Source organism: Microbacterium sp. Leaf320, assembly GCF_001423485.1.
GTDB lineage: Bacteria > Actinomycetota > Actinomycetes > Actinomycetales > Microbacteriaceae > Microbacterium.
In genome coordinates, this window is the sequence record NZ_LMOD01000002.1 from 733,372 (window position 1) to 758,558 (window position 25,187).

The 25,187-nt window shown below is 68.7% G+C and carries 25 protein-coding genes; 18 read left to right on the top strand and 7 right to left on the bottom strand.

Going from position 1 to position 25,187, the window contains the following annotated elements; all coding sequences use genetic code 11:
- The first annotated feature begins 9 nt into the window (after positions 1-9).
- From ASF63_RS08370 to ASF63_RS08395, 6 genes are all read left to right on the top strand, one after another.
- Positions 10-2,139 carry an alpha-galactosidase gene (locus ASF63_RS08370; RefSeq protein ID WP_056511949.1) on the top strand — a complete coding sequence of 710 codons (2,130 nt, stop codon included), beginning with the start codon at positions 10-12 and terminating at the stop codon, positions 2,137-2,139.
- 197 nt (positions 2,140-2,336) lie between these two features.
- Positions 2,337-2,573, top strand: coding sequence for a 50S ribosomal protein L28 (gene rpmB / locus ASF63_RS08375; protein ID WP_042540533.1), 237 nt, complete (start codon positions 2,337-2,339; stop codon positions 2,571-2,573).
- A complete protein-coding gene (gene rpmG, locus ASF63_RS08380; RefSeq protein ID WP_017203558.1) occupies positions 2,573-2,743 on the top strand; it encodes a 50S ribosomal protein L33 in 171 nt (56 codons plus the stop codon). Before rpmB ends, rpmG begins: the two co-directional genes overlap by 1 nt.
- A gap of 3 nt (positions 2,744-2,746) precedes the next feature.
- Positions 2,747-3,052: a 30S ribosomal protein S14 gene (gene rpsN, locus ASF63_RS08385; protein ID WP_017829734.1), complete on the top strand. Its 306-nt coding sequence runs from the start codon at positions 2,747-2,749 to the stop codon at positions 3,050-3,052.
- 263 nt (positions 3,053-3,315) lie between these two features.
- The gene (locus ASF63_RS08390) at positions 3,316-4,440 is read left to right on the top strand and encodes an Ig-like domain-containing protein (RefSeq protein ID WP_056511951.1); all 1,125 of its coding nucleotides are present in this window, start codon (positions 3,316-3,318) and stop codon (positions 4,438-4,440) included.
- Between the two features lie 386 nt (positions 4,441-4,826).
- On the top strand, positions 4,827-5,651 hold the full coding sequence (locus tag ASF63_RS08395; RefSeq protein WP_056511954.1) for a DUF559 domain-containing protein: 825 nt from the start codon (positions 4,827-4,829) through the stop codon (positions 5,649-5,651).
- A gap of 120 nt (positions 5,652-5,771) precedes the next feature.
- On the opposite strand, the gene ASF63_RS08400 is transcribed toward ASF63_RS08395, so the two are convergent.
- Positions 5,772-6,596 (bottom strand): alpha/beta hydrolase, encoded by an 825-nt coding sequence (locus ASF63_RS08400; protein WP_056511957.1) that lies wholly within the window; start codon positions 6,594-6,596, stop codon positions 5,772-5,774.
- A 147-nt stretch (positions 6,597-6,743) separates the two neighbouring features.
- Here ASF63_RS08400 and ASF63_RS08405 point away from each other — a divergent pair, with 147 nt between their 5' ends.
- From ASF63_RS08405 to ASF63_RS08420, 4 genes are all read left to right on the top strand, one after another.
- Positions 6,744-7,364, top strand: coding sequence for a TetR/AcrR family transcriptional regulator (locus ASF63_RS08405; protein WP_082477962.1), 621 nt, complete (start codon positions 6,744-6,746; stop codon positions 7,362-7,364).
- A gap of 146 nt (positions 7,365-7,510) precedes the next feature.
- The gene (locus ASF63_RS08410; protein WP_082478023.1) at positions 7,511-8,062 is read left to right on the top strand and encodes a helix-turn-helix domain-containing protein; all 552 of its coding nucleotides are present in this window, start codon (positions 7,511-7,513) and stop codon (positions 8,060-8,062) included.
- Between the two features lie 247 nt (positions 8,063-8,309).
- The gene (locus ASF63_RS08415; protein ID WP_042541574.1) at positions 8,310-8,597 is read left to right on the top strand and encodes an HU family DNA-binding protein; all 288 of its coding nucleotides are present in this window, start codon (positions 8,310-8,312) and stop codon (positions 8,595-8,597) included.
- 85 nt (positions 8,598-8,682) lie between these two features.
- A complete protein-coding gene (locus tag ASF63_RS08420) occupies positions 8,683-10,692 on the top strand; it encodes a cytochrome c oxidase assembly protein (RefSeq protein ID WP_082477963.1) in 2,010 nt (669 codons plus the stop codon).
- Positions 10,693-10,720: 28 nt separating this feature from the next.
- On the opposite strand, the gene ASF63_RS08425 is transcribed toward ASF63_RS08420, so the two are convergent.
- Positions 10,721-11,791, bottom strand: a complete 1,071-nt coding sequence (locus ASF63_RS08425) for a hypothetical protein (RefSeq protein ID WP_056511961.1) — start codon at positions 11,789-11,791, stop codon at positions 10,721-10,723.
- A 163-nt stretch (positions 11,792-11,954) separates the two neighbouring features.
- Between ASF63_RS08425 and ASF63_RS08430 the strand changes: the two genes are divergently transcribed.
- Positions 11,955-13,349 (top strand): ATP-dependent DNA helicase, encoded by a 1,395-nt coding sequence (locus ASF63_RS08430; RefSeq protein WP_056511964.1) that lies wholly within the window; start codon positions 11,955-11,957, stop codon positions 13,347-13,349.
- Between the two features lie 80 nt (positions 13,350-13,429).
- On the opposite strand, the gene ASF63_RS19410 is transcribed toward ASF63_RS08430, so the two are convergent.
- Both ASF63_RS19410 and ASF63_RS19415 read right to left on the bottom strand, forming a co-directional pair.
- Positions 13,430-14,077, bottom strand: coding sequence for a heme oxygenase (biliverdin-producing) (locus tag ASF63_RS19410; protein ID WP_056511966.1), 648 nt, complete (start codon positions 14,075-14,077; stop codon positions 13,430-13,432).
- Between the two features lie 54 nt (positions 14,078-14,131).
- Positions 14,132-14,446, bottom strand: coding sequence for a DUF2470 domain-containing protein (locus tag ASF63_RS19415; protein ID WP_056512926.1), 315 nt, complete (start codon positions 14,444-14,446; stop codon positions 14,132-14,134).
- 89 nt (positions 14,447-14,535) lie between these two features.
- Between ASF63_RS19415 and ASF63_RS08445 the strand changes: the two genes are divergently transcribed.
- The 3 genes from ASF63_RS08445 to ASF63_RS08455 all read left to right on the top strand — a co-directional run bounded on the left by ASF63_RS08445 (position 14,536) and on the right by ASF63_RS08455 (position 18,609).
- The gene (locus ASF63_RS08445) at positions 14,536-15,813 is read left to right on the top strand and encodes a serine hydrolase domain-containing protein (protein ID WP_056511969.1); all 1,278 of its coding nucleotides are present in this window, start codon (positions 14,536-14,538) and stop codon (positions 15,811-15,813) included.
- A gap of 50 nt (positions 15,814-15,863) precedes the next feature.
- On the top strand, positions 15,864-16,880 hold the full coding sequence (locus ASF63_RS08450; protein ID WP_056511972.1) for a magnesium and cobalt transport protein CorA: 1,017 nt from the start codon (positions 15,864-15,866) through the stop codon (positions 16,878-16,880).
- A gap of 64 nt (positions 16,881-16,944) precedes the next feature.
- Positions 16,945-18,609, top strand: a complete 1,665-nt coding sequence (locus ASF63_RS08455; protein WP_056511975.1) for a DUF11 domain-containing protein — start codon at positions 16,945-16,947, stop codon at positions 18,607-18,609.
- Positions 18,610-18,616: 7 nt separating this feature from the next.
- On the opposite strand, the gene ASF63_RS08460 is transcribed toward ASF63_RS08455, so the two are convergent.
- Positions 18,617-18,877, bottom strand: a complete 261-nt coding sequence (locus ASF63_RS08460) for a hypothetical protein (RefSeq protein ID WP_056511978.1) — start codon at positions 18,875-18,877, stop codon at positions 18,617-18,619.
- Positions 18,864-20,270: an APC family permease gene (locus ASF63_RS08465; RefSeq protein ID WP_056511980.1), complete on the bottom strand. Its 1,407-nt coding sequence runs from the start codon at positions 20,268-20,270 to the stop codon at positions 18,864-18,866. Before ASF63_RS08465 ends, ASF63_RS08460 begins: the two co-directional genes overlap by 14 nt.
- 212 nt (positions 20,271-20,482) lie before the next feature.
- Between ASF63_RS08465 and ASF63_RS08470 the strand changes: the two genes are divergently transcribed.
- Together ASF63_RS08470 and ASF63_RS08475 are read left to right on the top strand one after the other, a co-directional pair.
- Positions 20,483-21,127 (top strand): MIP/aquaporin family protein, encoded by a 645-nt coding sequence (locus ASF63_RS08470; RefSeq protein WP_056511983.1) that lies wholly within the window; start codon positions 20,483-20,485, stop codon positions 21,125-21,127.
- A gap of 224 nt (positions 21,128-21,351) precedes the next feature.
- Positions 21,352-22,023 (top strand): GOLPH3/VPS74 family protein, encoded by a 672-nt coding sequence (locus ASF63_RS08475; protein ID WP_056511985.1) that lies wholly within the window; start codon positions 21,352-21,354, stop codon positions 22,021-22,023.
- A 6-nt stretch (positions 22,024-22,029) separates the two neighbouring features.
- Here ASF63_RS08475 and ASF63_RS08480 read toward each other — a convergent pair whose 3' ends face one another.
- The gene (locus ASF63_RS08480; protein ID WP_056511988.1) at positions 22,030-22,779 is read right to left on the bottom strand and encodes a DeoR/GlpR family DNA-binding transcription regulator; all 750 of its coding nucleotides are present in this window, start codon (positions 22,777-22,779) and stop codon (positions 22,030-22,032) included.
- Between the two features lie 70 nt (positions 22,780-22,849).
- On the opposite strand from ASF63_RS08480, the gene ASF63_RS08485 reads away from it, so the two are divergent.
- On the top strand, positions 22,850-23,221 hold the full coding sequence (locus ASF63_RS08485; protein ID WP_200933987.1) for a DUF4406 domain-containing protein: 372 nt from the start codon (positions 22,850-22,852) through the stop codon (positions 23,219-23,221).
- Between the two features lie 138 nt (positions 23,222-23,359).
- Positions 23,360-25,183 carry an acyltransferase gene (locus ASF63_RS08490; protein WP_056511991.1) on the top strand — a complete coding sequence of 608 codons (1,824 nt, stop codon included), beginning with the start codon at positions 23,360-23,362 and terminating at the stop codon, positions 25,181-25,183.
- The last annotated feature ends 4 nt before the right edge of the window (positions 25,184-25,187 follow it).

The window sequence follows — 25,187 nt, forward strand, 5'->3', positions numbered from 1 at the left end:
GGAGCGGCAATGAGCGAACTCGTCCACCTGACCTCGGCCGGCGTGAGCGTCGTCATCGACACGATGAGTGCGCGCCTGCTGCACTGGGGGGCGGCGCTCGACGGCGCCGACCTCGAGGCGCTCGCGGGCTCGTCGACCGGCTCGGTGACCTTCAGCTCGTTCGACGCGCCGCGCACCTTCCCGCTGCTGGCCGTCGAGGCCGACGGGTGGTCGGGCGCACCGGCTCTTGCCTGGCACCGGGGTGGTCTGCACAGCGCCCCGCTGCTGCGATCGGTCGGGTGGGAGTCGACGGCGACGTCGCTGCGGGCGGAGTTCACGGATGCCGCGGCCGGTGCATCCGTGGTGCTCGACCTCTCGCTGGATGCCGTCGGCGTGCTGACCGCGCAGATATCGGTGACGAGCACCGCGGATGCCGCCGAGCGGGCCGAGCCGCTGGATCTGCTGGCCGCGCGCATCCTGCTGCCGATCCCCGCTCATGCCACCGAGGTGCTCGATCACACCGGGCGCTGGACGGGCGAGCGTCACCCGCAGCGGGGCGCTCTGCGCCACGGAGCCCACCTGCGTCAGGTGCGCCGCGGTCGTGGCGGCCACGATGCCCCGTACCTGACTGCGGTCGGCACCGACGGGTTCGGCTTCCGTCGGGGAGAGCTCTGGACAGCGCACGTCGCGTGGAGCGGTGACCTCGAGGTCGGGGTCGAGAGGCTCCCCGAGGGTGCCGGTGTGCACGGCGCGGTGCTCGGTGGGGGAGAGCTGCTGCTTCCCGGCGAGATCCGGCTCGGCGCGGGCGAGACCTACGTCTCTCCTCGGGTGTTCCTGACCTACGGCGACAGCGGGCTCGACTCGGTCTCGGCCCGCCTGCATCAGACGGTCCGCGCGTTCTCCGCGCACCCCACGACGCCGCGCCCGCTCGTGCTCAACACGTGGGAGGCGGTGTACTTCGATCACGATCCGGCGAAGATCGTCGAGCTCGCCGAGGCCGCGGCATCCGTCGGCGTCGAGCGGTTCGTGCTCGACGACGGCTGGTTCCGCGGACGCCCCGACGACCGGTCGGGGCTCGGAGACTGGCACATCGATCACGCCAAATGGCCCGAGGGGCTGCGCCCGCTCGCCGACCACGTGCACTCTCTCGGCATGCAGTTCGGGCTCTGGTTCGAACCCGAGATGGTGAATCCGGTGTCCGACCTCGCCGCACAGCATCCGGACTGGGTGCTTCAGGCGTCACCCGACTCGCCCACCTGGCGGCACCAGAAGGTGCTCGACCTCGCGAACCCGGATGCCGCGGCCTACCTGCTCGAGCGCCTCGACGCGCTCGTCTCCGAGGTCGGGATCGACTTCATCAAGTGGGATCACAACCGCGACCTGCACGCGGCGGTGTCGCCGCACACCGGCCGTGCGTCGGTGCATGCGCAGACCACCGCGTTCTATGCCCTTCTCGACGCGCTGCGCGAGCGGCACCCGTCGTTGGAGATCGAATCGTGCGCGAGCGGCGGCGCCCGCGTCGACCTCGGAGTGCTGCAGCGCACGCAGCGCGTGTGGGCCTCGGACTCGAACGACCCGGTCGAGCGTCAGCGCATCCAGCGCTGGACCGGCACGCTCGTGCCGCCGGAAGTCGTGGGCTCGCACGTCGGCCCGCCGGTCGCCGAGACGACGCACCGCGCGGCATCCCTGCCGTTCCGCATGACGACCGCGCTGTTCGGCCACGCCGGCATCGAGTGGGACATCACCGGATGCACCGACGACGAGCGTGCGGCGCTGGCGCGCTGGACCGCGCTGTATCGCGAGCTGCGGCCGCTGCTGCACTCGGGCGTCACCGTGCGCAGTGACGAGGTCGACGACGAGACCCTGCTGCACGGCGTGGTCGCGGTCGATGGATCGCGGGGTGTCTTCGCGTGGGTGCGTCTGGGCGCCTCGGTCGATGGCTTCACGCCCCGCACCCGCATCCCCGGACTGCAGCCGGGGGAGCGGTACCGACTGCGCGTGCGCGACGAGCTCGGCGCGGTGTCGCGTCACCAGGTGTCAGACCCCGCATGGCTGGATGTCGGCATCGAGGCGACGGGTTCGTTCTTCGAGTCCGTCGGAGTGCCCCTGCCGCTGCTCGCGCCGGGAGCGGCGATGCTGCTCGAGGCCGTTCGAGTCTGAACGGGTCGTTCGGGTCTGGCTGGCCGTTCGGGTCTGGCTGGGGGCCATGCTAAACTGACTCTTTGTCTGCGCACACTCCTGTGCGTAGTTCGCGTGCTTCCCCTTCTTCCACCGAGAAATCGGCGATGCGGGGTGGCGCGCAGACAAGGGATCTTGGGTGAGGCCGTCCGGCCTCACGGTATAGAAGGAGTCACATCATGGCAGCAGTGTGCCAGGTGACAGGAGCTGTTCCCGGCTTCGGTCACAACGTCTCGCACTCGCACCGCCGGACGAAGCGTCGCTTCGACCCGAACGTGCAGAAGAAGACCTATTTCGTCGCTTCGCTCGGTCGTAAGATCACGCTCAACGTGTCCGCCAAGGGCATCAAGGTGATCGACGTCCGCGGCATCGAGAACGTGGTCAAGGACCTCCAGGCGAAGGGTGTGAAGCTCTAATGGCCAAGAAGGCTCAGGACGTACGTCCGATCATCAAGCTGCGCTCGACGGCAGGTACGGGTTACACGTACGTGACGAAGAAGAACCGCCGCAACACCCCCGACCGCCTCGTGCTCAAGAAGTACGACCCGGTCATCCGTCAGCACGTCGAATTCCGAGAGGAGCGTTGATCAATGGCTAAGAAGAGCAAGATCGCTCGCAACGAGCAGCGCAAGGTCATCGTCGAGCGTTACGCAGAGCGTCGCGCCGAGCTGAAGAAGACCCTGGTCGACCCGAACGCCACCGACGAGGCCCGCGAGGCCGCACGCGTCGGCCTGCAGAAGCTGCCGCGCAACGCGTCGCCGGCTCGCGTGCGTTCGCGCGACGTCATCGACGGCCGCCCCCGCGGTGTCCTCACGAAGTTCGGCATCTCGCGTGTCCGCTTCCGTGACATGGCACACCGTGGCGAGCTGCCCGGTGTCACCAAGTCGAGCTGGTAAGTCTCAGCAGACAAGCCGAAAGGGGCGAGGATCTTCGGATCCTCGCCCCTTTCGCTGTGCCCGGGCGGCGTGTGTCCCGGGGAGTGTGCTTCGCCCTCGTGGGCGTCTTCGTGAGCACTTTGCGGAGGTAAGAAATATTAGTACTTGGCGTTATTGAAATATTAATGTATTCTTGGGGTATCAGCCACCCGCTGATCCGTCGGATCGAGAGTTCTGGAGCCGGCGTACGCGACACCGTCGCGAAGACCTATCGAAGGAACCCCATGACCATCCCGAACTCCTCCGCGCGCCACGCGCCGCGACCACGCGCTACCTCCGGTGCCGCAGTCGCGATCGGCATCGCCATCGCGGCAGCATCCATCATCGGCTTCGCCGCACCCGCGTCCGCGGCGGCCTCCGCCTCCGATGACGCCACGGCCGACTCCCTCACGGCGGCGGCCATCGTTGCCCCCGCTGAGGACGCACCGGTCGAGGCCGAAGCTCCGATCGACTCGTCCTCCGAGGCCCCGCTTCCGACCGAGTCGGATGTCGAGACCCCCGTCGACGCAGAACCGCCTGCGAGTGACGTGCCCGCTGACCCGGCCCCCGAGATCCTGCCGGTGGACGAGCGCGCATTCGTCGCCGCCCCCGTCTTCGATACCCCCTCGATGGCGATCGGACCGACGGCGGCCGTCACCGGAACCGGTGTCGTCGGAGCCACGGTGCACGTGTCGATCTATCAGGGCGCCCTGATCGGCACTGCCGTGGTCGCTGAGGACGGCAGATGGAGCGTCATCCCGACAACGCCCCTCGCGCACGGAATCAATCGACTCTCGGCATATCAGAGCTCAGTCGACGGAGATTCGATGAACCTCGGCGGCATCGTGCTCGTCGACGCACTCGTCGACCCGCCGACCGTGGCCGGCCCCGAGGGTGAGCAGGATCTCAGTGAGCCCGTCGAGCTCGTCGGCACGGGAGAGCAGGGCGCGACCATCGAGGTGCGCGACGACGCCGGCACCGTCGTGTGCTCCACCACCGTCGAGACCGACGGCACCTGGACCTGTGTCATCCCCGCTCTCGAGGACCGTGACCAGGAGCTCTCGGTCGCCCAGACCGACCGCGTCGGCAATGTCAGCACGCCGGTCGCCGTCAGCATCCACAAGACTTCCGCTCCGGGCCCCCAGCCCGGTGACGGATCCACGCCGGAGGCGGGCCCCCAGCCCGGATCCGGAGCCGCTGCCGATCCGATCTCCCCATCGGATGCGTCTGCGCCCTTGACGGCGCCGGCGCGGGCGGCGGCGTTGGCTGCCACGGGCGGTGAGGTCGACGGCATCCTTCTGGGTGCCGGTGGACTCCTGCTCGTCGCCGGCATCCTGTCTCTCGCGATTCCCCGTCGCAGAGTGCAGTAAGCCGTCAGACAGCCGGGAGGGGCGAGGGTCTTCGGGATCCTCGCCCCTTTCGTACTTCTTCGGGCGTGCCGCCGCGCCGCCGCCCCTTGCGTGTCCCACACCTTTGAGTCCCGCATCCCTCGCGCCGCCCGAGTCTTTGCGCCCCCTCGCGCCTCCCGGGAGGAGAACTGCGCTTCGGGAGGGCAGATCCGCGGATCTTCCCCTCCCGAAGCGCAGTCCTCCTCCCGAGGCGCACGACGAAGCGCGGAGTAGTTACGACGGGGGTGGGAGGGTGTCGGCGTGCGGCAGCGCCACATCTTCTGCACGTGGCAGCGAACGATCTGCGCGATGCACGATTCGTGGGAATCGCGCCAAACTCGGATGCCGTCATCAGCGATCCTCGATGAGTGACCCCGACACAGGCCCTGGCTCAGTACGATGGCGTGGCCCGCACCGAGACGCTGAGTCGGCTCGGCGTCAGCCGGCATTCCATTCGGTCCGCAGTGCAACGCGGTGAGGTCATCTCTGTGCGCCGGGGGTGGGTCGCGCTGCCTGGCGCCGACCCGATGCTTCTGGCTGCTGCGCGCCGTGGGGTGGTCCTGAGCTGCGTCACTCTCGCGGCGCGGAGGGGGCTGTGGGTGCTCGACGCCTCCGAACCGCATGTCGCCGCACCGGCGAGGTCGGGTCATGTGACGGTCGCGCGCGGAACGATCCATTGGAACGAGCCGGTGTTTCCGCGGAACCCCGACTCACGGGAGGATTCACTCGAGAATGCGCTGATCGTGGTCGCAGGGTGCCAGCCTTACGAGAGCGCGCTGGCGACATGGGAGTCGGCCATGCGGCAGTCTCTCGTGGACCCGGGGATGCTCAAGCGAGCTCCGCTTCCGCCGAAGGCCCGACGGCTACTCGCCGATGCCCGGCCGTTCGCCGATTCCGGTACGGAGAGCATCTTCCAGGCGCGATTGCGGTGGTTGGGAATCCCCGTGGTGCCGCAGGTCTGGATACTCGGCCATCGGGTTGACTTCGTCATCGGCGAACGTCTCGTCATCCAGATCGACGGCGGACACCATGTCGGGCAGCAGCGCACGAGCGACATCGCCCATGACGCCCTGCTGACGCTGCACGGCTATCACGTGATCCGCATCGGCTACGACCAGCTGATGGGACAGTGGGCACAGGTGCAGCAGGTCATTCTGGCCGCCATCGGGCAGCGACTTCATCTTGCGGCCTGAATGTGACCGACCCCTCGGGAGGAGAACTGCGCCTCGGGAGGAGGAAATCCGCAGATCTCTCCTCCCGAGAGGCAGTCCTCCTCCCAGGGGGAGGGCGCCCCGGAGGGCCAGCGCCCCACATCAGACGGATGCTGTCGCGTGCGCCACCGCCCAGGTGAGCGCGTAGTCGGCGATCTCCTCCCAGCCGTCCTGGCTGACGAGTCGGTGGGTGCGGCCTGCGTACTCCTTGTACTCGACGGTGGCGGGGCTGCCGGAGGAGCGGTACTTCTTGACGATCGCGCGACCGATGGCCGGCGGCACGACGTGGTCGATCTCGCCGGTGATGACGAGCAGCGGAGCGCGGTCGGTGCGGGAGTAGTTGACGTGGGTGACTCCGCCCTTCTCATTGAGCACCGAGGTCACGCCCTCGAAGAAGACCTTGTTGTAGGAGTTCACGGCGTACTCCTCCCAGAGGGCGTCGGATGCCGCGCGCGACAGGTCGTTGCCGAACGTGAAGTGGAAGTGGCGCTTCGACAGCGGCTTGGCGCCGTTGATGCCGAACGGGTTCGACAGGATCGGGGTTCCGGTCCACAGCGTCGAGAGGGGGAGGGCGGTGACGCCGGCGGTCTGTCCGGGGGCGACGCCCACGTAGGCGGCACCGAGTCCGCGGTCGGCGAGCATCTGGGTGAGCACCCCGCCGAAGGAGTGGCCCATGATGATCGGCTTCACGGGGAGCGCGCGGATGATGCGCTCGTAGTTGTCGGCGATCTGCTTCAGGCCGATGCCCTTCAGTGCCGACGGGTCGCGGCGGATGTCTTCGACCGAGCGGTCGTCGATGCCGGGCCAGCCGGGCACGATCACTTCGTGGCCCTGTGCCCGGAAGCGCTCTGCCCACGTGTTCCAGCTCTTCGGCGTCATCCAGAGTCCGTGGATGAGGACGATCGGGGTCTTCTCGGTGCTGCTCATTGTCTCTTCTCCTTTGTCTGCCCCGCCGGGTGCGAGTGCGTTACGCTGATAGTAGACCGAACGTTCTATCTACCGCAACGTATTCCCCAAAATTCACAAGTCGCGGTTCGAAACCGGGGTTCGGATGACACGATGAGAGGGATCACCATGGACACCACCACTCGCACGACGATGACCGATGCCCCACACGCCGACGCTCCGAAGCGGCCCAGCGCAGCCCGCGCCCGGCTGATCGACAGCGCGACGAGGCTCTTCTACGAGGAGGGGATCCACGCGGTCGGCGTCGATCGGATCATCGAGGAGGCCGCCGTCACCAGAGCCACCCTCTACAAGCAGTTCGGCGGCAAGGAGAATCTCGTCCTCGCCTACCTGCGCAATGAAGACGAGATGCTCCGGGCGATGTTCGCCGAGGCCGGCGCCGAGGTCGCCGACCCCGCCCAGCTGGTCGATGCGGTGATCGAGGGCATCGCGGCCGACATCCGCCTCCGGCACACGCGGGGATGCCCCTTCATCAACGCGGCGGCGGAGTACCCGGATGCCGAGGGCGCGGTGCGCCAGCTGATCGAGGAGCACCGGGAGTGGTTCCGCTCCACCCTGCAGGGGGTCGCCGAGCTGGCCGGTCTCGACAGCCCCGCCGAAGTCGCGGCCTCGCTCGTGCTGCTGCGCGATGCGGCCCTCGTCGGGGGCTACCTCGACGGAGAGGATCGCGTGGCCCCGGCCTTCGCGCGCACCGCCCGCTCCGTGATCGACGCGCACCGCCCGCGCTGACGGGCGCATTCGATGAGGCGGCGGATCACAGCGAATGCCGGGCGGCCGCCGGCGGATGTGTGGCGGATCAGTGGCGGCCGACTGGCGGCTGACTGGCGCTCCGATGGCGTGGCGGTGGATGGCGGCCGATCGAGAGCATGGAGCACATGAACACGACACGAATCACCGAGCTGCGCCAGGCGCAGGGATGGACACAGGAACGGCTGGCGAACGAGAGCGGAGTCGGGCTTCGAACCGTGCAGCGGCTCGAGGCGGGGCAGGATGCGAGCCTCGAGACTCTCTCGCTCGTCGCCGATGCGCTGCAGGTTCCGGTGCGCGACCTGTTCGCCGCGATCGAGGACGACGCGCTCAGCAGTCGAGTGGATTCACTGCAGCAGCGCACCGACGATCAGCAGGCATCGCGCGATCGGACCACGAAGGCCTGGCGATGGCTCTACGTGGGGATCGGCATCGTCTGCACCCTGCTCAGCTTCACCTTCCCGTACGGTCTGGTCCTCTTCCTGTCGTACTGGGTCGGTGGCTACGTGATCCTCAGCGCACTGCGACGGATCGTCCTCGAGCCGCAGCTGGATGCTCGCTTCCCGCTCTCCAAGGAGACGCGGACCCGCCGGGCGAAGCGTCGAGCAGCGGCGTCCGCAGCTGCAGCGGCATCGGATTCCGGCAGTGATCAGGTGCCCAGTACGTCACCCGTGCAGTGATCGCGGGCGCAGGAGCGGCCAGGAACGCAGCCGCATCGGCACCTGAAGCGGGCGCTTGAGAAGCCGCCACACGAGTCACATTCGTCACTTCTGCACCACGACACGCCGCCGAAAAGCCCAAAACCCGCGAAATGACGCGGAAATGTGGGTGGTGGTTGGTACATTCAAGGCGGTCACTCGACCAACGGAGGGCATCAGCCCCCCGAACACCAACGATGCGACGGGAACCTCGTCGCTGGAGGATGACATGGCTGACAAGTCCATCACCAAGACCGAGCTCGTCGCGAGCATCGCTTCCGCCACCGGCCAGAGCCAGGCCACCGTCTCCGGTGTCCTCGACGCGCTGTTCTCCTCGGTCTCCGACGCTGTTGCCAAGGGCAGCAAGGTCTCGATCCCGGGCTGGATCTCGTTCGAGCAGGTCGCGACCGCAGCTCGCACGGGCCGCAACCCCCAGACCGGCGCCGAGATCAAGATCCCGGCCGGCCACCGCGTCAAGGTGACCGCTGGTTCCAAGCTCAAGGCTGCCGTCAAGTAAGACCGCACCTCTTCGAAGGCCGCTCCCGATCAGTCGGGGGCGGCCTTCGTGCGTTCTCCCCGATGGGGCGGCTTAGGCTTGTGGTGTGAGTGCCCGTGCCGTGCAGACCCCGACCAGCTCCGCGTATCGCGCGGGCGGAATCGGAATCCTCCTCGCGGCCGCACTGATCGGCGTGCTGATCGCCCTCGCGTTCGGCGGGGGAGCGGCGCCGCTGCTGCTGCAGGACCCGGGTCCGTTCGTGCGGTGGGCCACCCCGATCGCCAAGCTCGTGATGAACATCGCCTCGGCGGCGATGCTCGGCTCCCTCGTGCTCGCCCTCTTCGCGCTGCGCAGCGAGGAGAAGTCGTTCGACCTCGCGCTCAACACGGCATCGATCGGCGCCGCCGTCTTCACGGTCACGGCAGGCATCGGCGGCTTCTTCACCTTCATGGCGGCCTTCAACCCGCAGCTGAGTGCCGAGCGCGAATTCGGCCAGCAGCTCGGCCGGTTCCTGCTGGAGCTGCCTCTCGGACAGTCCTGGCTGATCACCACGATCATGGGCTCGGTCATCACGGTGCTCGCTTTCGCGTGGCGCACCTGGACTCCCACCCTCATCACGGCGCTCCTGGCCGCCGCATCGTTCCTGCCCCTGGCGACGCAGGGCCACTCGGGTGAGCTGTCCGGCCACAACATCGCCGTCAACTCGATCCTGCTGCACACGATCGGCGCCGCCGTCTGGCTCGGCGGTCTGCTGCTCGTCGTGATCCTGCGCGGCCGCTCGGGAATCGGCACCGCGCATCTCGTCGGCCGCTATTCGAGCCTCGCGATCGCGGCCTTCGCCGTCGTCGCGATCTCGGGACTCACCCGTTCGTTCGTCGCCCTCGGCGACATCTCGCAGCTGTGGACGCCGTACGGCATGATCCTGCTCGCGAAGGTGGTGCTGCTGGGCGCCATGGGCCTGCTCGGCGCCTGGTACCGCATCCGCCTGATCCCTCGTCTCGAGGGCGCGAACGCCTCGCGCTGGTTCTGGATGCTGGTGCTGTGCGAGGTCGCGCTCATGGGTCTCGCCTCGGGCACCGCCGCCGCGCTCGCGCGCACCCCTCCGCCCACGGGCGAAGAGGCGGCCTTCGTGCAGACGCCGGCCGAGAACCTCACCCGCTCGCCGCTGCCGCCGGAGTTCACGATCGACCGCTGGTTCACGGCGTGGGACATCGACGTGCTCTGGCTGGTCGCCGCGGGCTTCGGCCTGTTCTTCTATCTCGCCGGCGTCCGTCGCCTGCGGCTGAGAGGCGACCACTGGCCGGTCCACCGCACGATCTTCTGGGTGCTGGGCATGCTGATGCTCGTGTGGGTCACGGGTGGGCCGATCAACGCCTACCAGGAGTACCTCTTCAGCGTGCACATGCTCGGGCACATGATGCTGTCGATGGCCATCCCGTTGCTGCTGGTCTCGGGTGCGCCGATCACCCTGGCGCTGCGCGCGATCCACAAGCGCGACGACGGCACCCGTGGCGGCCGTGAGTGGATCATGTGGGCGGTGCACTCGCCGTTCTCGAGGGTGGTCACGCATCCGTTCGTCGCGGCCGGCATCTTCATCCTGTCGCTGTGGGCCTTCTACTTCACCGACCTGGTGCGCTGGTCGATGTTCGAGCACCTGGGCCACGAGTGGATGGTCGCTCACTTCCTGATCTCGGGCTACCTGTTCGTGATGAGCCTGATCGGCGCCGACCCGGTGCCGTACCGCCTGCCGTACCCCGGCCGTCTCATCACCCTGATCGCGATCATGGCCATGCACGCCTTCTTCGGCATCGCGATCATGATGCAGGAGGGTCTGATGGTCGCCGACTGGTTCGGCTCGATGGGGCGGACCTGGGGACCCTCTCCGCTCGAGGATCAGTACATCGGTGGCGGCATCGCCTGGTCGATCGGCGAGATCCCCACACTGATCCTGGCGATCACCGTGGCCATCCAGTGGAGCCGCAGCGACACCAAGCTGCAGAAGCGCCGCGACCGGCATGCGGATCGCACGGGTGAGGCCGAGCTCGAGGAGTACAACGCGAAGCTCGCGGCTCTGGCTGAGCGCGACCAGCGCGAGGCCGAACGCCAGGCACGCTGACCCGAGCGAGGCCGCCCAGCCGGGCAGCTCAGCCGGTCGACTCCTCGTCGGGGGACCCGACACGGATCGAGGCCGACCCGTCGGGGAGGATCGTGATCGATCCGTTGACCTGGAACGCGACGTCCTCGGACACCTCCTGCACGGAGCCGTCGAACAGCGAACGGATCTCGACCTCGACGTGCGCCACAGCATCCGTCGGGGGGATCTTCCAGTGTCCGCCGTCGGGGACGACCGTGACCTGGGGCTGGTTCGCGATCGACCACTCAGGCAGCGACGCGATGCGGTTGGAGACCTGCAGCCCGAACGGGCAGGCGGTCGGCTGCAGCACCTGCTGCGACGTGCACGCGGTGAGGAACTCCTCGACCCGTTGCTGCACGACCGAGACGAAGTCAGCCGTGGGCGTGGTCTGCACGTCGACCGGCGTCGTGGCGAGAGGGGAGTCGGCGAGGACGCCGACACCGTCGGAGTCTGAGATCACGGTGTCGACGGTCACCGAGTACAGCCCCGGAGTGAAGACGAGCAGCGGAAGCGGGTCGAGCGGGGCTGCATCGGCGCCGGCGAACGACACCTGCCGTCGGTCGACCTCGAAGCCGTTCACCGCGAACTGATCCGCGCCGCGCAGGGTCAGCTCGATCACCGCGAGAGGGCTGTCGGTGAAGCGCCAGTTCGGCGTCACCCCGGCCCAGCCGTCCTGCTCGACCGTGAAGGTCGTGATTCCCGAGTGCTCGGCGGCCTTGTACGAGACGGTCACCGCGGTCTTGTCGCCGTCGGACTTCTCGGACACCACCTCGACGTCGGTGAGGGGGGCGAGCGCTGAGTGCCGGAGCAGGGCCTCGGATGCCGTGGCGCCGATGCCCGCTGCCTCGAGCGTCTCGCGGTCGACCGCGACGCCGGGGATGCGCAGGGCATCTGCCGCACGGCCCTCCGAGAGGAGGTCGAGGTAGCGCACCACGAACGCGGAGGGCCCGTAGAACTGCCGGTACAGAGTGGCCCCGCCGGCGCCGAGAGCGGCGACGAGCAGCAGACCGATGACCGAGAGCAGTGCGAGGTCGGCGACGAGGCGCGAACGCCGGGGCGCCTTCGTCTCGACCTGCTGCATGGCGTCAGTCTAGGAGGGCGGCCTGGGACGGAGCCGAGCATGGCGTCGCTCTGTGACGGGCCGGTTCGGCTGTGTCCGTCGGATGACGGGCCGCAGCGCCACGTAGCATGGGAGAGCGCGTGTTCCGCGTGCGCTTTCCGCCGTCGTCCCGTGTGAGAGATCCGTGTCGCTTCCCGCCCTGTCCGAAGAGCAGCAAGAGCTGTTCCGGCTGATCGAGGACACCGGTGAGCACGTGTTCATCACCGGGCGCGCGGGCACCGGCAAGTCGACGCTGCTGCAGTACTTCTCGTGGAACACGAAGAAGCAGATCGCGATCTGCGCTCCCACCGGCGTCGCCGCACTGAATGTCGAGGGGCAGACGATCCACTCGCTGTTCCGGCTGCCCATCGGTCTGATCGGCGACTCGGACATAGATCAGAACGACAACACCCGCCGCATCCTCAACGCCATCGAGACGCTCGTGATCGACGAGATCTCGATGGTGAACGCCGACCTCATGGATGCGATGGACCGCTCTCTGCGCCAGGCGCGGGGCAAGCGCGGCATCCCGTTCGGCGGCGTGCAGATCGTCATGTTCGGCGACCCGTATCAGCTCGCCCCCGTGCCGCCGCGGGGCGACGAGCTGCGCTACGTGAAGGATCACTACCGCTCTTTCTGGTTCTTCGACGCCAAGGTCTGGGCAGGAGCCGCCGGTGGCGAGGCTCCAGACGACGACGGCGGTCTCTTCGCGGTCGACACCCGAGCCGAGCTGCACGTGCGCGAACTCGTGCAGATCCACCGCCAGTCGGATGACGGATTCAAGGCCATGCTGAACGCCGTGCGCTACGGGCGGGTCACCGCCGAGATCGCCGGCGTGCTGAACACGCAGGGTGCTCGCACGCCCCCCGACCCCGAGCCGGGGGAGGTGCCGATGATCACGCTCGCCACCCGCAACGACATCGTGAACACGATCAACAGTCGACACTTGGCCGCCCTCCCGGGCAAGGAGCAGACGGCGCGGGCCGAGGTCAGCGGCGAGTTCGGAAAGGGCGAGGCCTCGTTGCCCGCCGAGTCGGAGCTGAAGCTCAAGATCGGCGCGCAGGTGATGTTCCTGCGCAACGACACGTCGATGTCCGGCGAGCCGCCCCGGTGGGTGAACGGCACGATCGGCACGGTCATCCGCATCCTCGGCGAGACCGTGCGCGTCGAGATCGACGGCGAGGAGGTCGACGTCGACCCCGCCGTCTGGGAGCGTTTCCGCTATTCGTACGAGCCGAGCACCAAGAAGCTGTCTCGCGACGTGGTCGCAGAGTTCACGCAGTTCCCGCTGCGTCTCGCGTGGGCCGTCACGATCCACAAGTCGCAGGGCAAGACCTACGACCGCGCGATCATCGATCTGGGTTCCGGGGCCTTCGCGCCGGGGCAGACCTATGTGGCGCTCTCGCGTCTCACGTCTCTCGACGGGCTCTACCTGTCGAGGGCGCTGCGCCCGAGCGACATCCGGGTCGACGAGGACGTGCGCCGCTTCATGCGCGACGCGTGGCTCGCGGCATCCACGCCCGAGGTCGGCAAGGGCTGAGGCGTTTCGTCTCGGGCGCTGCGCTCCTCGCTCAACGAGCGGGGTCTCGGGCGCTGCGCTCCTCGCTGGATGAGCGGGAGTCAGGCCGCGACGCGTGCTCGGTCGAGGTCTTCGAACAGCTCGGTGTTGAAGCGGTAGGCGAGCAGGACCTCGTCGATCACGCGCTCGCGCTCGGCGTCGTCCCACGGGGCAGCGTCGAGCTGCTCGCGGTAGACGTCTTTGAAGGCAGCCGGGTCGGCGATGTCGTCGAACAGGTAGAACCCGATGCCGTTGGTCTCGAAGCCGAAGCGGCGCGCCATCACACGCCCGATGAAGATGCCGCCCGAGAGGTCGCCGAGGTAGCGCGTGTAGTGGTGCGCCACGAAGCCGCCTGCCCACGTCGCTCCGACCTGGCGGATGCGCTCGACGTAGCGCTGCGTGGTGGGGAGGGCTGTGATCTCGTCGCGCCAGTCGGCGCCGAGCAGGAACTCGAGGTCGGCCTCGAGCGCAGGCAGCCGGGTCAGCTGGTCGCTGATGAAGACGGATGCCACAGGGTCCTGACGCATACGGTCGCCCGCCGACTCGAGGGCCTCGTAGATGAAGTAGTGCTGTGCGACGAGCGCGATGTAGTCCTCGCGCGAGCCCTCGCCCTTGAGCAGGTCGGACATGAAGCCTGCGCCCTCGCTGCGCGAGTGCGAGCTGGAGGAGCGCTCGCGGAGCGCGGCGGAGAAGGAGATGATCTCGGACATGTGCCCAGTGTAAGGGTTGCCTTACCTCTGGCGAAACCCCATGATCTCAGAGCGTCACGCGTGCGGACGCGGCTCCACCCCGAGCTTCTCGCAGGCGAGGTCATAGAGTGCGACGACCTCTCGGCGCACGGCGGGCCGCTCGCTGATGGGGCCTGACGGCCACGCGACGCGCACCTCGGAGGAGAGCCCCTCGCGGGTGATCTCCCACGCCCCGCCGTCGCCGTCGAGGCCCGTCATCACGGCGTCCGTGATCTCGCCGCCGTCCGCGGGCGCGAAGGCGCGCGTGATCAGCAGGTTGTCGTCGGTATGGTCGCCGTTCATGTGGCGCAGGATCGCGGAGACGACGTCGGCATCGAAGGAGTGGGGCATGATGATCACCCTAAACGGGCCCCGGCGATGCGATCTTTCAGGAACGGCGTTCTAGACTCGGGAGACACGTCTTCCGGGGGTCCCCTTTCATGCAGCTTCTCTCGTCGCGCAGGTTCCGCGCAGCAGCGGCCGGCGCAGCCGTGCTCGGGCTCGTCCTCACCGGATGCACATCCGAACCGGAATTCAGCTACGAGCCACCGGCTCAGGTCGACGGCGCACTGCCGGACGACACCGTCGCCGCGATGGAGGCCGCCGTCGCGAACGCGCTGACGGCCTCTGGCGCATCCGGTGCCGTCGTCGGCGTCTGGGCTCCGTGGAGCGGCAGCTGGGTGACCGGAGTGGGCACGCAGGAGCCCGGTGGGGCCGACGAGATCAGCACGGACATGGCGTTCCGCGTCGCCGACGTGACGCGCCTCATGACCTGCGACGTGCTCTACGGTCTGGTCGATGACGGGGTCGTCGACCTCGACGACCCCGTGCCGGACTACGTGTCGGGTGTCCCGAACCTGCAGGACATCACCCTGCTCGATCTGTGCAACGGCACGGCGGGACTGGGCTCGTCCGAGGCCGTCGCGAAGTCGGCGTGGATGAACACGCCCGAGCGCGTGTGGGCTCCGCTCGAGCTCGCGTCCTACGGCCTCGGTGCTCCGCGAGGAGCCGTGCACACCACGTACTCGAACTCCGACACCGCATACCTGCTGCTCGGCCTCGCTCTCGAGCGCGCCTCCGGCATGACTGCGTCCGAGCTGATCGCCGAGTACGTGACCGAGCCGCTCGGTCTCGCGAACACGTCGCTGCCGGCTGCCGCAGCCGCGCCCCCCTCCACAGGGCCCGCCATGAAGGGGCACTACCTCTCGCCGGTCGAGGGCGGGTACAACTGCGCTGCGCCCGTCGACATCACGACGCTCTCGTCGAGCTCCGGGTTCACCGACTCCGGAGCGGTCTCGACCATCGAGGACCTCGGTCGCTATGCGCAGGCCGAAGCCACGCTCCGCACCGAGCAGACACCTGATCGCTTCGCGAGCCCGCTCCCGGTCGCTGCGGATACACCGTCGTGGCTGCAGGCCACCGGTGGGGCTGTCCTCGTCGGCTCGATGGTCGGTCAGTACGGCTGGACCCCCGGGTACCAGACCGCCGCCTACTCCGACCCTGCGACCGGATTCACGGTCGCGGTGTCGCTGAACGACTCGACCACGGGCGGCACGACTGCCGCGTACCTCGCGTGGGAGCTCGCGGCCATCGCCTCCAAGGCGCCGGCCGCAGAGGGTCAGACCGCTCCGGAGTTCGGTCTGCCGTTCACCGCCGAGCAGTACCACGAGGCCATCGCCGCATCGGCGATCCCCTGCGTCGCACCCGCTGAGGGCTGAGACCGGGGCGTCGAGCCGCGGCCCGGCCCGGCCGGACGGAAGGGAAGCCGATGGCGATCATCGACAACGCGATCTACGTCGACGGTGTCCGCACCGAGAACCCGCGGAACCTCAGCGAGACCTTCGAGGCGATGCGCGAGCGCGGCGGACTGAGTTGGATCGGGCTGTACCGTCCGAGTGAGGCCGAGATCCGTGAGGTGGCCGACGAGTTCGGCATCCACGCTCTCGTCGTCGAGGACGCCCTGTCAGGGCATCAGCGGTCGAAGCTCGAGCGCTACGACGACGTGCTGTTCATGGTGCTCCGCTCGGCTCGCTATCTCGACGCGTCCGAAGAGGTCGAGTTCGGCGAGATCCACGTGCTCGTGGGCAAGGACTTCGTCGTCACCATCCGGCATGCGGAGTCTCCCGACCTGGCGCGCGTCCGCCGTCGCCTCGAGAGCGACCCCGCGCTGCTGAAGCTCGGCCCCGAGGCCGTGCTCTATGCGATCCTCGACGAGGTCGTCGACGAGTATGCGCCGGTGCTCGCAGGCCTCGAGAACGACATCGACGAGATCGAGAGCCAGCTCTTCGAAGACGGAGTCGACGCGACGCAGCGCATCTACGAGCTGGGGCGAGAGGTCATCGACTTCCAGCGGGCGGTGCAGCCGTTGGCGGGCATGCTCGATGCCCTGCTGCGCGGCTCTGCGAAATATCAGGTCGACGAGGAGCTGCAGCGCTACCTGCGCGACGTGCTCGACCACACCCTGCGCGTCTCGGAGCGCGCGAACACGTTCCGCACCGTGCTCGACAACGCTCTGACCGTCGAGTCCACGATCGTGGCACGGCGTCAGAACGAGGAGATGACGCGGATGACGGAGCTGAGCATCCGTCAGAACGACGAGGTCAAGAAGATCTCCGGCTGGGCGGCGATCCTGTTCGCGCCGACCCTCGTCGGCACCGTCTACGGCATGAACTTCGACCACATGCCCGAGCTGCACTGGGCGTTCGGATACCCCATGGCGATCGCGCTGATGGTGGGGATGGGCTTCGGCTTGTACTGGGTCTTCAAGCGCAAGGGCTGGCTCTAGCCGCCCGATCGCGATCTCGCGGATACGCTGGGTCGATCCCCGCCGATGTGTCTGGAGACCTGCTGTGCCCGTCGAACGTCGTCCCCGTCACCGCATCGCCGTGGTGCTCTCCTTCGCCGCGGTCCTCGGCGCCGCGCTGTTCGGAGGCGGTGTCGCCCCCGCATCCGCCGCCTCGCCGTCGCCCGTGACCGCCGTCTCGGTCGCCCCGTATGAGGCGGCCAACCCGCTGGTGCCGTCAGCTGCTCTGGCCTTCCTGGCGGTCACGGTCGAGTTCGAGCGCGAACTCGCGAGTGACGGTGAGACGTTCGATGTCCGCACCCCCGCCGGGACCCGGGCGGTGCTCTCGACCGATGCGACCGTGACGGATGCCGCGAGCGGGGCGCCGCTCGTCGATGTGACCGTCGCCAAATCCGGAACGGCCGGCGACCTCGTGCGCGGCACGTTCACCGCGGCCGCCGCGGATGCCGTGAGCGTCACCGGGTCTTTCACGTTCTTCCTGCAGGTGGTCGGCTCGGGCATCCTCGATGCGGCCGGTGGCGTCTACTCGGCTGAGTTCGAGAGCGGTGGCGCCGTCTTCCGCTCGGACGTGCCGTACGGCACCGCGATCGACCTGTACCAGCGCACGGGAGGCCACTGGGTGAGCGGTGCGACCGCGACGTCACCTGCGCGGTTCGTCGTGCAGGCGAAGGCGATCGGTGACGAGACTGCCGCGGACTTCGGTGGGCGATGGGTCGCGGCCGGCACCGAGGAGATGCCCCCGTTCGGGGCCTCGGTCGTGGACTGCTCAGCCACCACCCTGCGGGTGTTCGCAGAGGATCCCGGCCCCGTGAACGTGCCGATCGAAGGCGGGACGCTGCTGGCCGAGGGCGTCGACTACACCGCGAACTGCGACGACACTCTCGACGGCCAGCCGATCGTCAGCGCGACGATCCCTGAACCGCAGCAGGGGGCGTTCTACGTGCTCTCCTCCACGAGGAACGTGACGGGCGAGTCGACGTGGTTCCCGGTCGACAACCCCGCCATTCCCGAAGTGGCTCGCCAGGTCGCCCTGTACTCGGCGGTCGGGGCGGTCAGCGATGCGTCCCGGGATCCTTCGCACTCCACGCAGAAGAGCACTCTGCTGCTGTACGCCGGGCGCACCGCCGGAACCGCGGTCACAGCCGCGGCCGCGCCGGGGCTCGCTCTCGAGGCCTCGGCCGAACCCGACTCCGGTGCCGAGGTGCGCACCGGCGATCGCATTCGCTACCGGATGACCCTCACGAACACGGGCAACGTGCCGCTGACGGATGCCACGCTGACCGCCGACCTCGCCTCGCTGCTGAGCTCGGCGGGCATCGACGGCGCGTTCCAGGCGAGCATCGGGCAGGCGCGACTCGACGGCAGCGTGCTGCGCTGGGTCGGCGCGCTCGCACCCGGCGAAGCCGTGACGGTGTCGTTCACCGCGCTCGTGCGCGTGGGGGGAACGGTCATCGACGTCGACGTCGCCGCCGAGAGCCCCGGCGCGCGAGGCGGTGCCGTGGCGACCGCACCGCAGTCGTTCGCACACGAGGTCATCGCGGATGCGCCGCCGGAGTCCACGACCCCGACGGATCCGTCGCGCGGCGCGCTCGCCGTGACCGGCGCCGACAGCTCGGGGGCAGCAGCGTTGGGCGGGATGCTCGTGCTCGCGGGCGCCGCGGTGAGCATCGTCGCGGCTGTCCGCCGCCGCCGCACCGCCGCGCGCTCGTGAGCGCCCGCTACTCCTGAGGCTCGGTCTCGACGCCGGTCTCGACGGCGGTCTGGTCTTCCGTCTCGTCTTCGGTCTCGACGCCGGGGCCGGGGCCCGGGCGCACCGCGGCATCCGGAGCGATGTCGATGCGCGTGTTGCCGTCGTGCTCCGACACCTCGATGCGAGGTGCGGCGTCGGCTTCGGTGGCATCCGGTGCCGCGGTCAGCTGGTCATGACGCTTCTCTTCGCTCGTCATGGCCTCGTCAGGGGTCTGGTCAGGCGTGCTCATGGTTCTCCTTCGGGGTGTCGGGGGTGTCGGTGGTGACGGTGGTGTCGGTGGTGTCTGAAGAGTGGGCGCGCGACGCGGAGCGCCTGCGGCTCCAGCGGGCGAGCAGGTACAGGACTCCGCCGACCGCGAGCAGGATGGCGCCGAACAGCCAGACCACGGGCCGCTGCTGCGTCAGGAGCAGGAGGCATGAGCCGATGCCGAGCACGGGGATGACGGTCCAGATGCGGAAGTGGTCGTGCTCGACCCTGTCGCGCCGCAGCACGAGCACCGACACGTTGACGCTGAGGAACACGAACAGGAGCAGCAGCACGACCGTCTCGGCGAGCGTCGCGAGATCGCCGACCAGGGTCAGCCCCATCGCGACGAGGGTGGTGGTGAGGATCGCGACCCACGGCGTCCTGCGGTTCGGCAGGACGCGTCCGAGCACCGACGGCAGCAGGTTCTGCTCCGCCATGCCATAGGTCAGACGGCTCACCATGATCATCGTCAGCAGTGCGCCGTTCGCGACGGCCACGAGGGCGATCAGGCTGAACAGCCAGGACGGGATGCTCGCGCCCGCCGCCTCGACGACCGAGAGCAGCGGACCGCTCGACTCCTGCAGCTCCGATGCCGGCAGGGCGATCGAGCTCGCGACGCCCACCAGCACGTAGACCGCGCCGGCCGTGAACAGAGCGCCGAACAGCGCCCGCGGGTAGGTGCGTCGCGGATCCTTGACCTCTTCGATCATGTTGGCGGAGGTCTCGAAGCCGACGAACGAGTAGTACGCGATCACCGCTCCGCCGAGGACCGCCAGGGCGACCGGTGTGCCCTCAGGTGTCTGGGTGAGGCGTGAGGCGTCACCGCCGCCTCCGGCCACGAACATGCCGACCACCACGATCACGATCACCAGACCGCTGAGCTCGATCGCCGTCATCACGAGGTTCGCGCCGAGCGACTCGCGGATGCCGCGGGCGTTGAGGGCGGCGACGACGGCGAGGAACGCGATGGCGACGGGGATCGTCGGCAGGTCGAAGAACGTGCCGAGGTAGTCGCCGGCGAAGGCGATCGCGAGACCGGCCGCGCTCGTGACGCCGGCGGCCAGCATGCTGAATCCGACGAGGAACGATACGACAGGGCTGTGGAACGCGCGCTCGGCGAACACCGACGCTCCGCCTGCACGGGGGTACTTCGTGACGAGTTCCGCATACGAGCCGGCGGTGAGCAGGGCGAGGAGCAGCGCGAGCAGCAACGGCGCCCACAGCATCCCGCCGACCTTCTCGGACAGCACCCCCATCAGGGCGTAGATCCCCGCCCCGAGGACGTCGCCCAGGATGAACGCGAACAGCAGCGGACCGGTGATGGCGCGACGCAGCCGGGTCGGCTCCTCGTGCGTCTGGGCGGTGTCGGAGGTCATGCTCGGAACTCTAGAAAGGCTCTGACCCGGTGGCGACGGGGTTGACAGCCGTCCAGGGCGTGTACAGGAATTTCACAGAAAACCCGCGCGGCGCGCGTCTGCGGGGTGTGCGCCGTCGCTAGATTCGGTCGCGAAACCGGAAGGTGCGTCGGCTGGAGTGCGGTGGCGGGCGGGGGTCGCCTTTCGCCATCTCTCAGGAAAAGGGCACACACATGACCGGTACTCCTCGCAAGGCGATCGCAGAAGCGCTCGCCACCTTCCTCTTCGTCCTCAGCATCATCGCCGCGGTGAACAGCGAGAGCCCGCTGACGCCGCTCGCGATCGGCTTCACCCTGATGGTGCTCGTCTACTCGACGGGCCACATCTCAGGCGCTCACCTCAACCCGGCCGTCTCGGTCGGCGTCTTCCTGCGCGGCGGGCTGAGCGTCGTCGACCTCATCGCCTACCTCGTTGCGCAGTTCGTCGGTGGCGCGCTCGCTGCCCTGGCCAGCCTCGCGGTGTGGCCCAGCGGTGGGGAGGCGATGATCGTCGAGGTCGGCCCGGCGTTCTTCGTCGAGGCGCTCTTCACGCTGATCCTCGTCTGGGTCGTGCTCAACACCGCGACCTCGAAGGACACCGAGGGCAACTCGTTCTACGGTCTCGCGATCGGTGCCACCGTGTTCATCGGTGCGGCCACAGTCGGCTCGATCTCGGGCGGCGGCTTCAACCCGGCCGTGGCGCTGGGACTCTCGGTCGGCGGCTACTTCGACTGGGCTTCGCTGTGGCTCTACATCGCGGCTCCCGTCGTCGGTGCAGTCATCGCGGCCCTGCTCTTCCGTCTGCTCAACACGGACGACGCGAAGAAGATCGGCGCGTAACACTCTTCATCGAACGCCGCGTCCTCTGCGGAGGGCGCGGCGCTCGTGCGTTTCGTGTGGTGTCGCGGTCGCACTTCGTGCCGCGCAACTGGCGCGCGGGCGGCACGAACTGCGACCGGAGGGCCAGCGGCGGCGCGAACTGCGACCGGAGCGGCCGGCGACGGCATCCGAAGTCATCCGTCCGGGGGATGCCGAGTCGCGAAGCTCCGTCATAGCGTGGATGCATGCTGATCGTCGAAGAACTCCACATGCTGCTTCTCCGGCCTGATGGTCGCGTCGAGAGCGCCGTGAGCGTGAACCGCCTCTACGGTGAGATCGCTGCGGTCATCGTCGACCTCGCCCTGCACGGACGCGTCGTCGTCTCGGAGGGCAAGAACCCGACCGTCGAGATCGTGTCGACAGAGCCGACGGGCAATCCGATTCTCGATTCGACGCTCGAGCGCCTCGTGCCGCTGAGCGGCAAGCGCCTGCAGTCGCTGGTCGCGCGTCCGAAGCTCGATCCGCTCGAGGTCGTCGTGGAGTCGCTGGTCGTGCAGGGTGTGCTCATCCGCGGAGAGCGCGGCTTCTTCGGGTGGGGTTCGGCCCGCACGCCTGAGTCCGACTCCACGCCGGAGCAGGTGCTGCGTGCGAGGCTCTCCGCCGTGATCGCCGGCACGGGGGCGCCGACCCAGGCCGATCTGGCGCTGCTCTCGATCCTGCAGAACCTGAACTCTGCCCACGCGATTCTGCGCGACCAGTGCGAGGGGATGTCCGCACGCGACCTCAAGCGGAGGATCGAGGATCTCACTGCAGGCTCGGCCGCGGGGGATGCCGTCGCCAAGGCCGTCAACGATGCGATCACCGCCGCGATGGTGGCCATCATGACGCCGACGATCGTGGCGGCGACGATCACCTGACGCCCGTCAGCGCAGCACCGACACCCGCCCCGCGAGCTCCTCGATCACGGGATTCGCATCGCGGGGGTCGACGACGACGCCCGCGACGGAGTCGAGGTCGAGCACCGGATACTGCGAGGTCGCGCCGATCTTCTCCTCGCTGCCGAGCACGAACGTCCGTGTGCAGCGTGCGGCGATCGCCCGCTTTGTGACTGCGTCGTCGAGGTGGCCGGTGGTCAGGCCGCGCGCCGGGTCGATGCCCGTCACGCCGAGGAAGAACAGGTCGGCGGCGAGGTGCTGCACGGCTTCCATCGCGAGCGGGCCGCTCGCGACCATAGAGAATCGTGCGAGCTCTCCGCCGATCATCACGATGCGGGCGTCGGAGTGCTCGGCCACGGCCAGGGCGATCGCGGGGCTCGGCGTGATGACCGTGAGCTCGGCGCCGCGGGGGAGCATCCGGGCCATCGCCAGGGTCGTCGTGCCGGCATCCAGCACGATCGTCGAGCCCGGGGCGATCAGGTCGACCGCACGACGGGCGACTCGCTCCTTGCTGTCCGTCGCAAGCGAGGAGCGCTGATCGACGGGTCTGTCGGCGGGCGGCACCGGCAGGGCTCCGCCGTAGACGCGCACCATTTCGCCGGCGTCGGCAAGCTCTCGGAGGTCGCGTCGGATCGAGTCCTCCGAGACGCCGAGGTCGAGGGCGACGTCTTTCGCGACCACGCGGCCGTCTCTGCGGAGGATCTCTCGCAGATGGTCCTTGCGCTGTGCGCCCAGCATCCGACTCCCTCAGTACTTGATCTCTCGCGAAGTTGCACGTTCTTGCACGGTTAACGTTACAGTCTTCCCCATGACAACTCCACTCCTGATTCTCATCGCCGGCCCCTACCGCTCGGGAACCGGCGGAGACCCCGCCCTGATCGCCCGCAACCTCGAGCGCCTCGAAGAGGCCGCCGCCCCCATTCACCGCCGCGGCCACGTGCCGATGATCGGCGAATGGGCAGCCCTGCCGATCCTCCGCGGGATGGATGAGGCGGATGCCGCCGACGGCGACGTCATGTACGAGACCGCCCACCGACTGCTGCAGCACTGCGACGCCGTGCTGCGCCTGGCAGGCGAGTCCGCCGGGGCCGACAAGGACGTCGAGATCGCCCTCGAGCGCGGGTTGCCCGTGTATCGCTCGATCGACGAGATCCCGGTGCGGGCGGGCGTGGCCGTGTAGTCGGTGCGCCGTCGGAACGGAGGAGGCGGGAGGACCGCCTCCTCTCGCGGATTGCCCGCTTCCCGCAGGTGGCGTAGATTGCCCAGTAAACGCTTTCCCGCTTGGAGCAAGCCGGATCACCCGACCCGAGAGGCTGACATGACCACCGGATCCGAGACCGGCCTCCCGTTCGACCGCACTCACTTCGACTACTCGCCGTGGTCGTTCTGGACCGACGCGTCCGACGAGCAGAAGCAGCGGCAGCTCGCGTTGCAGCACGCCCTCGTCGGCGCCAGACCGGATCATGTGCTGGGCGATCGCACCTTCATCTCGGAGCTCGCGGCGGTGCAGACCGACAGCCTCGAGCTCGGCGATCGCACGTACATCGCCGCGAATGCCTATGTCACCGGAAAGGTGCGCACAGGCAGGGACTGCACGATCAATCCGTCGGCGATCGTCAGGGGAGACATCCGCATGGGGGATGCCGTGCGCATCGGCGCCTTCGCGTCGATCATCGGCTTCAACCACGGTTTCGCAGACACCGAGGTCGAGATCTTCCGGCAGCCGCTCACCAGCACGGGGATCGTGATCGGCGACGACGTGTGGATCGGCTCGCACGTGACGGTGCTCGACGGGATCACCGTCGGCGAGAAGTCCATCCTCGCCGCGGGTGCGGTCGTCACGAAGGACGTACCGGCCGGGGCGATCGTCGGCGGCAACCCGGCGCGGGTCATCCGCTCGCGGTTCGCGCCGACAGCGCCGACGACGCCGCAGCCGGTGCCGCAACCTATGTCGCCGCAACCGGTGCCGCGAGCGGTGCCGCAACCGACACCGCAACCGGTCGTGCCGAAGCCCGAGTCCCTGTCGGGCCGGCTCGTACACTTCGCGAGCACCGCGCGAGCGCAGGCGCCCGCCATCCTCGCCCGCTCCTGGAATCCGCACATCGCCGACGGCCTGTTCTCCGACAGTCCCGATGCCCCACCGACCGTGCGGGCGCAGTGCGACGCGATCGAGATCAGCTCGCTGCTGCTGGGCCGGGCGCCGGATCAACTCCCTGCCGACGCGCAGATCGCTCGGCTGCAGTCGTATCAGGATCCGGAGACCGGCCTCGTCCCGAGCCTGGGCGCGGATGGCCTGATCGAGCGCCCCGCGCCAGGAGTCGACCTGAACGACGGCGATGCGGCGTATCACGTCGAATGCGTCGGCTATGCGCTCGACCTGCTCGGTGCGCGCTTCCCGTACCCCATCCGCTCGGTCGCCGAGATGTCGGGCGACGAGGTGGTCGGGTTTCTCGGGAGCCGCTCATGGCGCAGCCGGGCATGGGGTGCCGGCCACGACGTGGACGCGCTCGGAACGGCGCTGCTGTGGAACCTCGACCACGGGAAGCGGGGCGCGTTCGAGGCGTACTTCGGCTGGCTGTTCACCCACGTCGACCCGGCGACCGGAATGTGGGGCCACCCGCGGTCGGACGACGGTCTGCTGCAGATCGTGAACGGCTACTACCGGCTGACCAGGGGCAGCTTCGCCCAGTTCGGAGTCCCGCTGCCGTACGCCGACCGTGCCGTGGACACCGTGCTCGCGCATACACGGGATACGCGGTTCTTCGAGCCGGAGAGACTCAACGCCTGCAACGTCCTCGATGTCGCGCATCCGCTCTGGCTGCTGCGCCCGCAGACCGGCGCTTATCGATCCGACGAGATCCGGGCCCTCGCCTCGAACCTTCTCGACGCAGCGCTCGACAACTGGGTCGACGGCGAGGGATTCGGCTTCCAGACCCCGTCGTCGTCGAGCGGGCTCACGGGTGCCTCGGCACCGGGGCTTCAGGGCACGGAGATGTGGCTGTCGATCGTCTGGCTTCTCGCCGACCTGCTCGGCGAATCCGACGCTCTGGAGTACCGCCCGCGTGGCATCCATCGCCCGGAGCCCGCGCGCGGGATCCCGCTCGGTGAGGCGGCATCCCCGGCACTCGACACGGCTCACTGAGGAG

Bases quoted from the DNA above. Each gene is read 5' to 3' on its own strand.
- ASF63_RS08370 (WP_056511949.1), top strand. From the start codon at position 10: ATGAGCGAACTCGTCCACCTGACCTCGGCCGGCGTGAGCGTCGTCATC.
- rpmB (WP_042540533.1), top strand. From the start codon at position 2,337: ATGGCAGCAGTGTGCCAGGTGACAGGAGCTGTTCCCGGCTTCGGTCAC.
- rpmG (WP_017203558.1), top strand. From the start codon at position 2,573: ATGGCCAAGAAGGCTCAGGACGTACGTCCGATCATCAAGCTGCGCTCG.
- rpsN (WP_017829734.1), top strand. From the start codon at position 2,747: ATGGCTAAGAAGAGCAAGATCGCTCGCAACGAGCAGCGCAAGGTCATC.
- ASF63_RS08390 (WP_056511951.1), top strand. From the start codon at position 3,316: ATGACCATCCCGAACTCCTCCGCGCGCCACGCGCCGCGACCACGCGCT.
- ASF63_RS08400 (WP_056511957.1), bottom strand. From the start codon at position 6,596: ATGAGCAGCACCGAGAAGACCCCGATCGTCCTCATCCACGGACTCTGG.
- ASF63_RS08405 (WP_082477962.1), top strand. From the start codon at position 6,744: ATGGACACCACCACTCGCACGACGATGACCGATGCCCCACACGCCGAC.
- ASF63_RS08410 (WP_082478023.1), top strand. From the start codon at position 7,511: ATGAACACGACACGAATCACCGAGCTGCGCCAGGCGCAGGGATGGACA.
- ASF63_RS08415 (WP_042541574.1), top strand. From the start codon at position 8,310: ATGGCTGACAAGTCCATCACCAAGACCGAGCTCGTCGCGAGCATCGCT.
- ASF63_RS08425 (WP_056511961.1), bottom strand. From the start codon at position 11,791: ATGCAGCAGGTCGAGACGAAGGCGCCCCGGCGTTCGCGCCTCGTCGCC.
- ASF63_RS19410 (WP_056511966.1), bottom strand. From the start codon at position 14,077: ATGTCCGAGATCATCTCCTTCTCCGCCGCGCTCCGCGAGCGCTCCTCC.
- ASF63_RS19415 (WP_056512926.1), bottom strand. From the start codon at position 14,446: ATGCCCCACTCCTTCGATGCCGACGTCGTCTCCGCGATCCTGCGCCAC.
- ASF63_RS08445 (WP_056511969.1), top strand. From the start codon at position 14,536: ATGCAGCTTCTCTCGTCGCGCAGGTTCCGCGCAGCAGCGGCCGGCGCA.
- ASF63_RS08450 (WP_056511972.1), top strand. From the start codon at position 15,864: ATGGCGATCATCGACAACGCGATCTACGTCGACGGTGTCCGCACCGAG.
- ASF63_RS08460 (WP_056511978.1), bottom strand. From the start codon at position 18,877: ATGAGCACGCCTGACCAGACCCCTGACGAGGCCATGACGAGCGAAGAG.
- ASF63_RS08465 (WP_056511980.1), bottom strand. From the start codon at position 20,270: ATGACCTCCGACACCGCCCAGACGCACGAGGAGCCGACCCGGCTGCGT.
- ASF63_RS08470 (WP_056511983.1), top strand. From the start codon at position 20,483: ATGACCGGTACTCCTCGCAAGGCGATCGCAGAAGCGCTCGCCACCTTC.
- ASF63_RS08475 (WP_056511985.1), top strand. From the start codon at position 21,352: ATGCTGATCGTCGAAGAACTCCACATGCTGCTTCTCCGGCCTGATGGT.
- ASF63_RS08480 (WP_056511988.1), bottom strand. From the start codon at position 22,779: ATGCTGGGCGCACAGCGCAAGGACCATCTGCGAGAGATCCTCCGCAGA.
- ASF63_RS08485 (WP_200933987.1), top strand. From the start codon at position 22,850: ATGACAACTCCACTCCTGATTCTCATCGCCGGCCCCTACCGCTCGGGA.
- ASF63_RS08490 (WP_056511991.1), top strand. From the start codon at position 23,360: ATGACCACCGGATCCGAGACCGGCCTCCCGTTCGACCGCACTCACTTC.